This is a genomic window from Mongoliitalea daihaiensis, assembly GCF_021596945.1.
GTDB classification, from domain to species: Bacteria; Bacteroidota; Bacteroidia; order Cytophagales; family Cyclobacteriaceae; genus Mongoliitalea; species Mongoliitalea daihaiensis.
In genome coordinates, this window is the sequence record NZ_CP063779.1 from 4,268,463 (window position 1) to 4,283,325 (window position 14,863).

The 14,863-nt window shown below is 39.4% G+C and carries 10 protein-coding genes; 3 read left to right on the top strand and 7 right to left on the bottom strand.

The window, feature by feature from the left end; genetic code table 11:
- Positions 1-281: 281 nt before the first annotated feature.
- The 3 genes from IPZ59_RS18080 to IPZ59_RS18090 all read right to left on the bottom strand — a co-directional run bounded on the left by IPZ59_RS18080 (position 282) and on the right by IPZ59_RS18090 (position 3,641).
- On the bottom strand, positions 282-1,784 hold the full coding sequence (locus IPZ59_RS18080) for a M20/M25/M40 family metallo-hydrolase (protein ID WP_236137449.1): 1,503 nt from the start codon (positions 1,782-1,784) through the stop codon (positions 282-284).
- Between the two features lie 250 nt (positions 1,785-2,034).
- Positions 2,035-3,270, bottom strand: coding sequence for a M56 family metallopeptidase (locus IPZ59_RS18085; RefSeq protein ID WP_236137450.1), 1,236 nt, complete (start codon positions 3,268-3,270; stop codon positions 2,035-2,037).
- Positions 3,267-3,641, bottom strand: a complete 375-nt coding sequence (locus tag IPZ59_RS18090) for a BlaI/MecI/CopY family transcriptional regulator (protein WP_236137451.1) — start codon at positions 3,639-3,641, stop codon at positions 3,267-3,269. Before IPZ59_RS18090 ends, IPZ59_RS18085 begins: the two co-directional genes overlap by 4 nt.
- A gap of 337 nt (positions 3,642-3,978) precedes the next feature.
- On the opposite strand from IPZ59_RS18090, the gene IPZ59_RS18095 reads away from it, so the two are divergent.
- The gene (locus IPZ59_RS18095) at positions 3,979-9,933 is read left to right on the top strand and encodes a carboxypeptidase-like regulatory domain-containing protein (RefSeq protein ID WP_236137452.1); all 5,955 of its coding nucleotides are present in this window, start codon (positions 3,979-3,981) and stop codon (positions 9,931-9,933) included.
- A gap of 172 nt (positions 9,934-10,105) precedes the next feature.
- On the opposite strand, the gene IPZ59_RS18100 is transcribed toward IPZ59_RS18095, so the two are convergent.
- From IPZ59_RS18100 to IPZ59_RS18115, 4 genes are all read right to left on the bottom strand, one after another.
- On the bottom strand, positions 10,106-10,780 hold the full coding sequence (locus IPZ59_RS18100) for a hypothetical protein (protein ID WP_236137453.1): 675 nt from the start codon (positions 10,778-10,780) through the stop codon (positions 10,106-10,108).
- Between the two features lie 129 nt (positions 10,781-10,909).
- Positions 10,910-11,848: a hypothetical protein gene (locus IPZ59_RS18105; protein ID WP_236137454.1), complete on the bottom strand. Its 939-nt coding sequence runs from the start codon at positions 11,846-11,848 to the stop codon at positions 10,910-10,912.
- Positions 11,849-11,905: 57 nt separating this feature from the next.
- Complete coding sequence (locus IPZ59_RS18110) at positions 11,906-12,799, bottom strand: mechanosensitive ion channel family protein (protein ID WP_236137455.1); 894 nt, start codon at positions 12,797-12,799, stop codon at positions 11,906-11,908.
- A complete protein-coding gene (locus IPZ59_RS18115; protein WP_236137456.1) occupies positions 12,783-13,502 on the bottom strand; it encodes a murein L,D-transpeptidase catalytic domain family protein in 720 nt (239 codons plus the stop codon). The genes IPZ59_RS18110 and IPZ59_RS18115 overlap by 17 nt, the downstream gene beginning before the upstream one ends.
- Positions 13,503-13,792: 290 nt before the next feature.
- Here IPZ59_RS18115 and IPZ59_RS18120 point away from each other — a divergent pair, with 290 nt between their 5' ends.
- Both IPZ59_RS18120 and folE read left to right on the top strand, forming a co-directional pair.
- Positions 13,793-14,206, top strand: coding sequence for a 6-pyruvoyl trahydropterin synthase family protein (locus IPZ59_RS18120; protein WP_236137457.1), 414 nt, complete (start codon positions 13,793-13,795; stop codon positions 14,204-14,206).
- Entirely contained in the window at positions 14,163-14,861 is a 699-nt protein-coding gene (gene folE / locus IPZ59_RS18125) for a GTP cyclohydrolase I FolE (protein WP_236137458.1), read from the top strand. The genes IPZ59_RS18120 and folE overlap by 44 nt, the downstream gene beginning before the upstream one ends.
- The last annotated feature ends 2 nt before the right edge of the window (positions 14,862-14,863 follow it).

The window sequence follows — 14,863 nt, forward strand, 5'->3', positions numbered from 1 at the left end:
GTCAATTTATCACTTGGTTAAAACCCACAAACGAAAGTTCCAACAATCCATTCCTAATTATTCATTCCTCATTCCTAATTCACACTGGCAGTGGCGGGGTTTAAAAACCACGGCAATTGATTGGCAAATCCATCTTCAAAGCATCTGAATTTCAGATAATAACAGTCAATTTATCACTGGGTTGAAACCCAAAGACGAGAGTTCCAACAATCCATTCCTAATTATTCATTCCTAATTCACAATGTTCACTGTCCAACTGTTCACTGCTAACTGCCAACTGCTCATTTCCCGAAGGCATAGGCTAACCCCACTCTAAAATTACGATTATATACTTCTAAATCCGGTCTGGATTCGAGACTGAAAGGCTGCGTCAATGCATTTCTCCAATCAAAAGTCATGGTAAATTTACTTACTTGAAAACCAAATTGTAGATTCAGTCCCCATTCCTGATCCGGAAACTCCCAAGCTGGCCCAACAATATCAATACCGGCAAATTCAGGTAATCCTTGACTTAAGTGATGACGAAAATAAGCCCCAGCTCCTACGAAAGCCTTTCCAACACCATCTTCAGATGGACCTGTTGTCAGACGGATTAAAGCTGGTATGGTTACAGAATACCTTCTCAATTTATCTTCTTCAAAATAAGGAGTTGTGCTTCCATTGGAATCAATCAACGAGCTTACAACCAATTGAAGATTATTGGTCATATTCCAGCTGCCATACAGTCCAGCTTCCCAAGCAAACACACCATTCGCACGAAATGACTCCTGAACATGCCTGTTATGCGAATTTCCCAACCCTATCTTTGCACCAAATTGAAGGGCTTTACCACCCATAACTTTTTCAGGAGCAAAAGAAGGAATCGCTGAAAGATTGGCTGCATTAGCCATCTCCAATGTCAGTGCAGTCACAAATCGGGTTACCTTGGCCATTCCTTCATAGTCCAACAAATCTGGAGTATCTTCCGGTTTGTGGTAAGGAGAAATCAACCCTGTAAACACATGAATTGCAGGAATACCTATCTTTCCAAAAGGCCAGGTATCTGTTCGCATTTCAATGCTTGCATCCATTTTTTTGATGGTGATTTCTTCTCTTGCTTGAGCTCTAGCCATGAGGTCCTTCGCATCCGCAAGTGTTTCCCATCCTTTTAACTCTAGACCCTTTGCCTTGCCTAGCATTCCGATCATATCTAAACTAAACATAGCTTTAATAGCTGAGTTATCAAAAGGCTTATCAGCTTTCACAAAACGATCCGCACCGATCAATCCCGACTCTTCTGCATCAAAAGCTATAAACACGAGTGTTCGCTTGGGTCTCTCATTTCCTGTAAGGACCAATCGGGCTATTTCCAACATACCAGCTACGCCAGAAGCATTATCATCGGCTCCAGGAAAATTCCGTTGTGTACCTGATGGTAGTATCTCAAAACCTAGATGATCGTAATGCGCACCCACAACAATAATTTCTTTGGAGAGCTCCGGGTCCGAACCGGGAATCATTCCTACGATATTTTTTCCATTGACCTGTACCAGCTGCACTTTGTAGGGAAACTCATGTATAAATGATCCGTTTTGAAAAGGCTGTAATCCTATTTCCTCCATTTGCTGTTCGAGGTAGGCCACTGCCTTAGCATGACCTATTGTTCCAAGGCCCCTTCCTTCCAAAGAGTCAGCTGCTAAAATTTGTACGTGTCGTTCCAGTCGTTGGACAAGATTTTCTTGGGCCTGCAAAGAAAAAGATACCAAGAAGAGGAAAATCAAAATCGCGGAGTATAGTTTAGACATAGAAAATAGTGTTGAGATTAGCTAAATGAACGAAAATAGCTAGCAAAAGTTAATGATAGTTTCCGGAAAAATTTAATTTTTAGAATCACTCAAAAAAGTAAAAAGTAAGCTCTACAACAAAAACATCCCAAACCTTGCATGAAACAGCTAGGTTTGGGACATACATAAACCATAAGAGTTGGTGATCTTGTCCAACCTATACCCTAATTCAACAAACAAAGCAGCACACGTATGCTGCTTTGCCAACCTATCAACTTAACTTAAATTTGACCGGAAGTCGCATGCGGACGGCAACTTCTTCACCTCCTTGTTTGCCAGGAATCCAGTCTGGAAGCATTTTTACTACTCTTAAAGCTTCCTCATCACAGCCTCCACCGATCCCGCGCAAGAGCTCTTCGTTTTTGACTTTCCCATCGGGATGTATCTCAAACATGACATATACTGTCCCTTCTATCCCCATTTCTTTCGCTTGCTGAGGGTACTTGAGATTTGCTGCGAGGAAGGCATTGAGAGCTTCCATCCCACCTGCAAACTCCGGGGCTTCTTCGACCATATCAAAGACATCAGGAGTATCAGCTTCTGCAATAGGGACATCGACAACTTCTATTATTTCAGTCGTTTCTTCTTTCTTACTATCACAGGCAAATACCAGCAGTATGGCTGCCATCAAAGGAATTGCTAACAAAAATACAGACTTTTGTAAAGCATGGGATTGTTCGGATTTCATCATCATTTGGATTCGTTTTTTGGTTTGAAAATGGTTAAAATTATTCACTAAACTGCCATGGCTTTCCCTGATCAACAGATTTAAAAGCAGGCGGGCATAGGCGGATTTGGAGAAATTAGTGGTGACAACTTGGTCTGCTTCGTATTCGTGAACTTCCCGGATACTCGCTTCATAATAGCGACAGACCGGATGAAACCATAAAAACGCTTGCACTAACTGAAAGAAAAGCAAGTCCAGCGTATGCCGTTTGCGGGCATGCACCGTCTCATGGTGGATAATGGGTTGCATAGCAACATCTTCAGTGTCAGAATGAGGCAGAAAAATATAGGAGAAAAAAGAAGCAGGCTGAAAATCAGGATGAACTACTAAAGTCAGCCCATCTTGCTTCATGTGTGTCCCTCGCTGTATATGATGAATAAGCTGCTTCAAACCCACACCCAAGACACCCAATTTCCAACAAACACCCATCACATACACCAGCAAAAGTATCTGAGCAAAACTTAGAGAATTCGGTTGAACTGATTCTACACCTACCTGTATGGTAGGTAAGGTATATTCAAATAAGTCAGGCATCAATCCCTGTGCAGGCCCAATGCTAAACTGCATCAAGGGCAAACTGATTACAAAAACCAATCCAGTCAACAGATAGGCCCGATTCCAAGTAAAAAAGGTCAATTTAGCTAAGAATAGGTGATAAAACCCATACAGAATAAAGAGTGCCACACTCGCTTCCCAAAGGTAATTGGCTAATTGATTCATTGCTGTGCGGGATTATCATAGTCATCAATCAATTTCTTCAATGCTTCCAATTCCTTGTCAGAAATCCCCTTTTCCTTCACCATAAAGGATAACACATTTTGTACAGAGCCCTCAAAATAGTTATTTACCAACTTATTGAAACTCTTCTTCCGGTAATCTTCCTGCGAAACTAATGGGTAATACTCATGGATATTACCATAAGTTCGATGTGCTAAATACCCCTTTTTTTCCAACTGCTTGATATTGGATGCCAAGGTAGTATAGGGTGGTTGTGGTTCTGGCAATTCATTCAACACATCCCTCACCAAACCTTTTCCCAACCTCCAAAATACCTGCATCAATTGTTCTTCGTTTGCTGTCAATACTTCCATAGTTTCAAATATATTACTATTATCTTAATGAACCTACGAAATTTTCGTAAATCTACGGATTTTTAGTAAATGCAGATAAAGTAGTTAGTGGTTTTAGTGCCTAAGCCTCTCCCCTTTTTCACCATTATTCTAACTATTTCAGCCATAGTTCAATACGCTCTACCTCATTTAATCACACTTTACTAGACTATCCAATAGCTACACCCAACATTATTTCAATTCCTTTCCATGCCTTTTACCTTTTCCTGCAAATCGAATAAAATTTTGTTTTTTACTGATTTTTACTTAACTAAGGGATTAAATTCAACTAAACACCGTCTCCAATATCATTTTTAAAATGAAGCAACTTTACTCCTTCAGATATCTTCTTTTTTTAGCCTTCCTTTGGGGATGCCTAGCTGGTATTCTCGGATTACTAACTATCCCTGCACATGCACAAGATCTCCTTCAAAGCCGACAAAGCAGCTATTTCACCTACATCTATCAACTTACCGATCAGGAAGCAGAAAAAATCTACCGAGAAAAACCTACTAACATCAACAAAAACTACTTCCACACTTTAGTAGACTCTTTTCCCACCGACACGAGCTTAGAAAAATCCCTTCCCAGAGGACATTACCTAAAAACATTCGCAGCACAAAACCAACAGGTCAATACCTTACTTTCCATCCAAAATATCCAACTTTTCATCCTCAATAATGAGCAAGATCTCCTTTTGCAACTGTTGGACACCGATGGGCAACTTATTACTGATGCACAGGTACGTTTGGGTAACAAAAAACTCAGGTTTGATGCAGCAACCCAATCTTATCAAGACCGTAAGTCGAATCAAGAGGGATTACTCATCGTAAAACACAAGGAATCTACCTCCTTTTTTGAGCTTTCCAAGCAACAAGACAATCCTTGGATTCGAAGAACGAGCAAAAACATCTTGTATCAAAGCCCTGTACAGTATGTCTGGAAGCCTATCTATTTTGTACTTAGCCTACCAGTAGACGCTTATAAATCCATCAAGTGGCACTCTACCACAGGTAGTATTTACCAAACCGCTCACTTTTTCGAAAGGGCCTACCATCGCACAGCATGCCTCTTCAATCCTTCCCACTGCAACTGGAGAAGGTATAATCTCCCCTCCACCAAAGGCTATCTCGTCTTCAACAAACCGAAATACATGCCACAGGATAGCGTATTTTTTAAGGCATTTATAACCAACGCCAAAGGTAAACCGACACAGACTGAAGTAGATACTTACCTTCTTGGAGCAGATCAGCCGACCTTCCTTGGCCAACTTAAAAGCTACCGAAAGGGAGCATTCGAACACCGATTTTACCTCCATGACTCTTTGGGATTGAAGTTAGATAAATCCTATCGGCTAGTTCTTCGAAATAAAAATAAGCAACCACTGCTATTCGAAGAATTCTACTATGAAGCCTATGAACTGAATAAGATCCATCTAGACGTCCGAACCGATCAACCTACACATCAGCAAAACGAAGCTTTGAAACTTCAGGTAAGTGCTAAGGATGAAAACGGCTTGTTTTTAAAAGACGCGCGCATAGAGATTTTATTGGTGACAGATCAAGCCACATCCTTCCATCAGCCCATCGCATTTATTCCTGATACACTTGCGCGTTTTTCAAAAGAACTTATTCCAGATAAAATCACAGAGGTTCTCATTCAGGCCGATGAATTTCCCCCAGCAGACTTCAACTATACCATTGATGTGCGCTTATTGACTGCGGATAATGAATCTGCCAAGAAAAATATCCAAGTTTCCTACAAACATGACAGCGATCCCTTCTTGTTGGATTTTACGCAGGATTCTTTGATTGTAAAGAGAAACCCACTCAACTCATCATCAGACAATTTTGCTCAACTAATTGGAATGGATGCTTTTGGGAATGAGCAGCTATTGATGCAAGATCGCTTACCCTTTTCCCATCCTATCCATACACAGTACGTTGGGTTTAAAGTCCAATCAGCCCAACAATTTCAGGCGTTTGATTGGAATGGAGCTAATCCATTACTGGAAATGTTTGCTGAACGTAACTCCAAAAACCTCAGTATTCAGGTTCGCAATCCAAGAAACCTACCTTTTTCCTACCATTTATTCAAAAAAAACACACCAGTAACATCCAGCTATAGCAAGTCTCTCGCTTTGGATTATAAAACCCACTCTAAACAAAATTACTACCTCAATATCAATTACTTATGGGCGGGAGAAATGAAGCAAGAAACCTATCAAATTTCCTTCAAGAAGAAACAATTAAACATTTTGGTGGAAGAACCCCTCATCATTACACCTGGACAGGAAGCTGCTATCCAAATCCAAGTGACGGATAGTAAAAAAAGGCCATTGAAAGATGTTGATATTACTGCTTTTGCCCTGACCAAGAAATTTGGCTTTACTCCTCCAAAAGTGCCAAATGTAGAAAAACCTCGACCCGGGAAGCTATTTATCAATAGCTTCTCCGCAAATAAAACTTCCGAACTTAGAAACACGCAGCCACTGGATTACCGAACTTGGAAGCTATTGGCTGAAATTGATTCAATCGAGTTTTACAAATTTATGTATCCTGAACAGGAAATGTACCGTTTCCTAACCCAAGCTCCTGAAGGGCTAACGCAGGCTGCTCCCTTCCTCTTCATCGATGGAAAACCTGAGGCTCCATCCATTATTTACATAGATAATGTTCCTGTGTATTTCGCATGGAATTCCATTCAAAATCCCTACGCTTTTCCAATCAATCCCGGCAAGCATCAGGTGAAAATCAGAACCCCTCACTACTTGATTACTTTCGATGATTTGATCTTTGAAGAAGGGATGAAGACTATTTTTTCGATTGACGTAGCAAAGTACCAAGGAAAGTTCACAAAAGAATTGCAAAAGCCTGTTTTAACTGAAGAAGAAAAAGCCTCACTTTATCCGTATGTGTTTCCTCTTCGGAATATTCCAACCGAGCGAATGGCTTATCTCAAAAAAGGCAATCAAATTTATTTCCTAGGTATGCCCGGCACTCAGTTTGGTAATCGACTCTTTACAGGCCCAATCTATGGAGACTTTAGCTATCAGGTAGTCAATGGATATACCCATAAACTGAGACATGAACCTCGCATGGAATATGAATTTTTTCCCACGGTAGTGAAAATGCGTGAAATGCAAACATCGGCATATCCCAAAAATTTATATACCCAGGCTCGCTATCTACCCCTAGAGGATTTTGCATGGACTGAAAAGAAACTCGTCGAAACTTGGGAAAAGCATTTAGAAGATAAAAGACGGGAATCCCTTGTCTTCCGCTACCCTCAATACTCGCGCAGAAACACGGGGAAACTTTGGCTAGATCTTATCCAAAATGATGGACAAAAGCCTAACAACCCTATCAGCATTGTTTTGAGAAACAAAGAAAACCCTTTAGACCTTTGGGTGTATTCTGGCAATCAAAGACGTATGACTAATCTAAGTCAAGGAATCTACGAGCTTACCCTCTTCTTCCCAGGTATGCACTACCATCATGTAGATTCGGTTGAAATCAAGGAAAATGGTTGGAATTACTTTCAGCTATCAGCTGCTACAAAGGAAAAAAAGGATGTATTCAGCAGTGAAGTCGCTCAAGCACTCGAACACTATGTTTTTGCTAAAACCATCAGTATCTCAGAGGAAACAAAATTGATTTCAGAACTGAATAAGAGTTATTTTCATAAATTCCAATACGATGGCCCGGGACAACTGGTATCCGGTTATGTCTTGGATAAGCAAGATTCAGAGCCCTTGCCAGGTGCTATGGTCATGATCAAAGGGACCAATTTTGGAACTACAACGGATCGGAATGGATTCTTCTCCCTAGCAGTCCCTTTCGATAAAAACACACTCGTTTTTGCTTTTATCGGATACTTCCAAAAAGAGGTTACTATTGATCAAATCAACCAAGATTCATTTTACCTCGAGGCTGATTACAGCCCACTCTATGAAGTTGTCGTGACGGGTTACGCGGCATCAAATAAAGAGTCGATGATCTTTGGCAGTAGCGTCATCAGTACCTTAAATTTTTCCGAAAGTATGTCCTATTCAGACGCTCTGCAAGGACAGGTGATGGGTATAGCTAACGGTTCGGAAAGCAGCAGGCAAATCTTCATCCGTGGATTAGCAAGTAGTAAAGCAAACGAACTTCCTTTAATCATACTGGATGGGACAGTTTTCCTCGGTGACATCACCTCTATCAATTCAGCAGAAATTATTTCCATGGAACTTTTGACTAAAGAAGAAGCAATCAAAAAATATGGGGAATCAGCAACCCATGGAGCACTCCTTATTCGGACAATGAAAGGTAGCATGCAGGATAGCGAATGGGGGGAAGCGTTGAAGACTAAAAATACCCTCCGACAAAACTTCTCAGATGCCGCATTTTGGCAACCTACCTTGCGCACGGACAAGGAAGGCAAAGTATCCTTCAAAACCACCTTCCCAGATGACTTGACAAGTTGGCAAACCATCTATCTAGCCATGAACGACCGAAAGCAAACAGGTCAAACCAATGGTCAAATCAAAGCTATCTTGCCCCTTGCTGCTCAATTGAGCATTCCAAGATTTTTGGTTAGCAATGACACCGCCTTGGTTTTGGGTAAAAGCATCAATTACATTTCGGATTCAACTTTTATTCACCGTTCTTTCCAGGTCAATGGAAAACTTGCGAGCAATACGAAAGGATATCTAAGCCAAATCCTCATAGACAGTGTTCAAGTGGTCGCAAAAGACTCCTTATCCATTAGCTATCAGTTGCTGCGGGAATCAGATGGCTATAAAGACGGGGAATTGAGAAGTATCCCAATATTCCCAAAAGGCATGTTGCGTACACAAGGACATTTTGCTGTTTTGAACGGGGACACCGTCCTTCAGATCCAAAAAGATCCAAACCTTACAAGCGGAACCCTTTTCCTTCGATCAGATATACGCTCGGTATTGGAGGAAGAAACACAATTCCTGTATGCCTACAAGTACGAATGCAATGAACAATTAGCATCCAAATTAAAAGGGTTGCTAGCCATGCAAGAACTAGCCGCTTTCAATAATAAACCATTTGAAGAAACCAAGGAACTCACGCGCATCATCAGGCTTTTGGAGAAGAATCAGGGAGAAAAAGGCCTTTGGGGTTGGTGGAAAAACTCTTCTGGTAATCTATGGATTACCCTGCATGTCATAGAAGCATTGGTTAAAGCCCAAGAAAAAGGATTTCCACTATCCATCAATCAATCGAAATTGGAGCAACAATTGATCTGGGAATTGGAATATGCAGATAATTTTGATTCCAAGTTGCGGATAGGGCAAGCATTCCTAGTCCTTGGGACTGCATTTGACAGTCCAGCACTCATACGTACTTTAGAAAGTTCCATGAAAGGATCACTCATGGAAGACCTCCGCTTGATGGAATTCAAAACCCAGTTAGGTCTACCCGTCAGTATGGAATCAGTCATGCGGTATCAGCAAAGCTCCATTTTAGGAAATACCTATATTGGTAATGCCACCTCATATACAGATATCTGGACCAACGATGTTCAAAGCACCCTGTTGGCTTACAAAATCTTGAAAAAACTTCAACCAGATGCGCAGGAAATGCTCCGCAGCATGCAAAACTATCTACTTGAAAAACGCGGAACCAAAGGTTGGACCAATACTTACGAAAGTGCACAAATCATCGAAACAATTCTTCCCGATGTCCTAGCAATGCAAAGCAAGGGACAACTATCGGTTCGTCTAGAAGGAATTGAAAACCAAACGGTAATCAATTTCCCAATGGAATACACCTTGGAAAGCAATGAGGCTATATCTCTCGTGAAAACTGGAAAAGAACCACTTTACTATTCTTATGTAGAACAATTTTGGGAAGAAAACCCTGAGAAATCTGATGGAATATTTGAAATCCATTCTTCCTTTTCGGACGGAAGTCAACTGCATTTAGAGGCAGGAAAAGAAGTTACTATTGATGTCCAAATAAAAGTGCACGAAGACGCCTCCTACGTCATGATCAATATTCCCATTCCAGGAAGTTGCTCCTATGGAGAGAAAAGAATCGCTCATAGACAGGAGTCTCATCGAGAGTACTTCCTCCAGGAAACGGCTATTTTCTGTGAGCGACTTCCCAAGGGGGATCATACCTTCTCTGTCAATATCCTACCAAGGTATACAGGCACTTACACACTCAATCCCGCCACGATAGAATTAATGTATTTCCCCACCATTCAAGCAAATGAACAAGTAAAAACAGTAATTGTAGCAGGGGAAGTAAAGAAATAAAAAAATCCAACCCCCAGCCGGGGGTTGGATTTACCAATGCAATATATTTTTTTTCTAAGGTTTAACCCAAATATCTCAATATCCAAGATCATTTTCCTTACTCTTTTTTCAATTTATTTCTACCCTATTTCAATTTGATTCCGTGTCTTCCGCGATTTCCGCGAGCCGATTTCTAATCCAAGAATGCAAATTTCCCTTTGCTAAACACATCGAAACTCAAGGATACATAAAATACGTTCGCTTGAATGTTCTCATAAGGACGAATGGTTGCTCCGGTGTTGGAGTCAGTAGCTGTAAAGTTTCTATTGAAAAACTCTGAAGGATAGTATTTGAATTTAAGAGTAGTGCCACTGCGGTAATTGATTCCAAAAAACAGGGAACTTTGCCATGGATTTACCCGATCACTGAACCACACATTGAATCGATCAACTCTGCGTTCATCCACAAAAGTACGCTCACGATAATTCACAGAACGCTCCAATTCATACCCTGCAAAGAAAAACTTTCCATCTAAGTTTCCAAATTTCACCCCAACAGGAATTCCTACATTATAAGATCTGACCTTTTTCCTAACGGTTGGTGATTCATCGAAAATAAAACCCACATTTCGAACATTAAATCCTGTAAACCATCCAAAATTATCACTGGTATCAAAATTCAGGAAGTTCTGCAAGTTTATTACTGGTGCCCAACGTAATACATTATTTGCATCTGCTACTGTTCCAGCCGAAAAAATCCACTCACCTCCTGAAGACCAATAGGTTTGTGGATAACTGCTTACTTTTTTCTGAGCAAATGATGTGAAAGAAAACATCATTAAAACAACAATCGCTAAATACTTTTTCATATCAAAACAAGTTAGTTTCAAACGTTAACCAAGCCTAAGCCTACAAAGTTTTACATATCTCCAAAATCCATGTCCACCGAAAGTCTCAAGTGGCTCCCCCTTCCTACAAGTAAATCACCCTTATCTCCTCTACCAAAAACGAAACCGTTTTTCATTTACTCTATTCCTGAAAATCCAGTTATCAAAAATATCATTTGATAGATACAATTCTACACCAAAATTAACTGTTAAATACCCATCATACCGCTCATTCAATCCCGATCCTCTTCGAATCCTACCCCTATTTTCCAATATCTTTTGTACGTCGGGTTCTCCTGTAACAGAATTCAGGAAGTCGGGATTTCGAACAGCCAATCTCAAACGATCAGGATTTGGACCATTTCCATTAAATCCATAATCTCTAATCAAATCCATGTAAAACTCACTGATATTGAATGCTGAAATATCATCTAAGTAGTCTGTCAAAGTCCAACGGTAATTTAGTTCAATAAAAAAATCTGACCATACATTTGCCTTGTATTTCATGCCAATACCAGTTGGAAAAACAATGATGTGTTTATTGTAAGGGTTATTCTCCAATTGTAAAGGCCTCAAATCAACCCAACGTCCATTCAATTCAGCCTGTGGATTGTTGGTAGACACCCCTACGCCTCCAAAGGCATAGAAATTAATAAAATTTCGGGTAATATTATACACTTTCACCGGTTTCAAATGAATTTCCCCGATTAAAGAAGTTTCCCAATTACGTGCCCTGAAATGTAGGTCTCTCGGGCTTCGAAAACTTCTCGGGTCTGCAGGAGGATCTTGACCGGACATCCTCACATGACTTACTTCCCATCGGAGCTTGGTGTAGGTTCCAACTACTTTTCGAACCGAAATATTAGCATTCCATTCGGGTTGTATCCCTTCATTGTATCTCCATAGGGAATATAATTCACCAAAATATTGTGTTAATCCCCCAGAAGCAGATACAGACCAAGGTGCATCAAACCTGTAACGGTAAAAACTTTGAGAAAAGGCACTCTCTCCCATCAATATAAAAACCACAAGCAAAGTCAGCCTTTTCATTCCTCCATTGTTCAACACGTGAAGATACTTTAAGGAAATAAATAAATACAAAAAACTTTAATTATTCAATTTTTGATCATTATTAAAAATGTGCACATCTCTCTGAGGAAATGGAATTTCAATATTTTCTGCTTTAAAACGGGTGAAAATTTCATAGTACAATTCAGATTTGAGCACTTTGGGTTTATTAATATAATCGATAGTCCATACTCTGAGATTAAAATTTAAACTGCTATCTGCAAATTCTTCAAATAAAACGTCAGGAGCTGGATTTTTCAATACGGATGCATGTGCTGCCGCAACCTCTAATAAGACCGCACGAACTTTAGAAGGATCTTCCTTATAAGAAACTCCAACAGGAAAATTAAAACGTACTTTGCGCTCATTATGAGACCAATTGATGACCTGTGAATCAATAAACTGAGAATTTGGAATAATGACTGAAATATTATCATTCGTAATTATTGTGGTCGACCGAGCTGAAATTGTTGATACGTCTCCAGAAATATCCCCAACCTCAATTCTATCACCAACTTTGATTGGACGCTCAAACAAAATAATCAATCCTGAAATAAAATTGTTGGTAATATTTTGAAGACCAAAACCAATACCCACACCTAAAGCACCTGCTAGAATACCAAACGCACTTAAGTCAATCCCGTTGGTTTGGAGTATAGAAAATAATCCTGCTACAATCAGAATATATTTTACAATCGTACCCACTGATTGTCGGGTACCCATTTCCAATGCATAGTTTTTTAAAATTCGATTAACAAGAAGCCTTCGAATCCATTCGGCCACTACAAACAAAAAAACAATAGATATCACCACAGTCAATAAAAGTCCTATAGTAAGTGAACTTTCTCCTACAGCAAACAGTCGCAAAGACATCAATTCGTTAAAAAAATCTAATACGTCCAAAAGCTTTTCTTTTTTATATTCCAACATCATCTACATTCACTAAACTTGATCCAGAAAGATAGTGCTCATCTTCTGCATAAATAAACAATAACGCCCCTTCTTTCAAGTGATTAATTAAGAAAGCACTTTCACTCGGTGGAAGAGCTGGGCAACCTAAACTTCTTCCTAACCTTCCAGTTTGACGAATAAAGTCCTCACTTGCATATGCTGCCCCGTGTATAACAATAGCACGCTCCCGAGCACGATCGTTAAACCCTTGTTCCAAACCATCCAAACGTAAAGAATACCCATGTTTTCCTTGATAAGTCTCTGCCGTTCGGTAAAAGCCCAAACTACTCATATAAGATGAGTTTTGATTGGAAAATCGTTCGGCCTTCAATTCCCCGGAATTTCTTCCGTGTGCGACATATCCATGATGGATCAACTTTCCCTCTTCCATGTCAATTATCCACAACCTCTTTTCGGTGGATGGCAAAGAAAAATCAATTACTGCTAAAGGCTTTCCTTCCTCTAATTGACCATTTTCTAATAAATGAAAATAACCTTTCGCACCAACAGTTAATACTTCTTTATCTGGAAGAATGAAATATTCACGACCTGTCTGTAGCTGTTGCCATAATATCTCTTCAAAAGAACTAGTAAAAGATGATCGAAAATTTATATGGCTATGCTCAGAGGGCTGTGTAAATGAACTGCCAATCAACAAGATAAAACTAAGGGTAAGAAGCCGCATGAGGAAGCAGTAGAGTCAAACTTTTGTTGTAGTATTATAAGGAAAACCGTTAATACAAGACACTAAGTTCCAAATACTTTTGAAAAATCCAATAATTTAAAATACACCATCTACAATTTCTTACTTTTTTGGAACTGCATTTGCATAAATCACTGTTAATGAAGTCAATTAAGTGAAACTCCCGTATAAATCACAATTTAAACCTATTGAATTTCAGTTATTTAACTTATTTGTTTAAACATTTTTCAATAATATTAAACAAAAAATAAAAAACTGCTGTTCTAAACCTGATGAAAGTAGCCGTTTATAGAAAAGAGCATTTTAATGCCGCACATAGATTACACAATCCCAATTGGTCCGATGAGCAAAATGAGGCTTATTTCGGTAAGTGTAACAATAAATATTACCATGGTCACAACTACGATTTGATCGTAAAATTGGTAGGCCCAGTTGATCCGGAGACAGGGTATGTTTTTGACATGAAAGTGTTGAGTGACCTTATTAAAGAACATGTATTAAATAAATTTGACCACAAAAACCTAAATCTTGACACCGATGAATTTAAGAATCTCAATCCATCTGCGGAGAATATTGCAGTGGTTATTTGGAATATTCTGAGGGAGAAAATTGATCACATTTACGAACTAACCATTCGACTTTATGAAACAGAAAGAAACTATGTTGAATACGATGGAAATATCTAATTCTGAACACTTAATTGACGAAATTGGCGATGAGCACATCGGAACTTCAGCAGACACACCTCTGCGCGCTGATGCATTCGAAATTGATGACGAGCTGAAAATGGAATTGATTGAAAAACATTTCAGGGAAATCATGCATGTATTAGGTTTAGACCTTACAGATGACAGTCTGAAAGGAACTCCGCGTAGAGTTGCAAAAATGTACATTCAGGAAATTTTCAGTGGGTTAAATCCCAAAAATAAGCCTGATGTGAAATTGTTTGAGAACAAATACAAGTATAATGAAATGCTAGTTGAGAAGGATATTACCTTCTTCTCTAATTGCGAACATCACTTTGTACCTATCACAGGCAAAGCACATGTAGCATATATCTCAAATGGTCAAGTCATTGGACTTTCTAAAATTAATAGAATTGTTCAATACTATGCCAAGAGGCCGCAGGTACAAGAAAGGTTAACAATGCAAATTGGAAACGAACTTAAAGAACTATTGGGTACAGATGATATCGCTGTTGTAATAGATGCACATCACATGTGCGTCAGTTCTAGAGGAGTTCAAGATGTAAATAGTTCAACAGTAACAGCCTTTTATTCAGGCAAGTTTGAACGTGATGAAAATGCTCGTACAGAGTTTATGAAATATATAAGTCTTTAAAA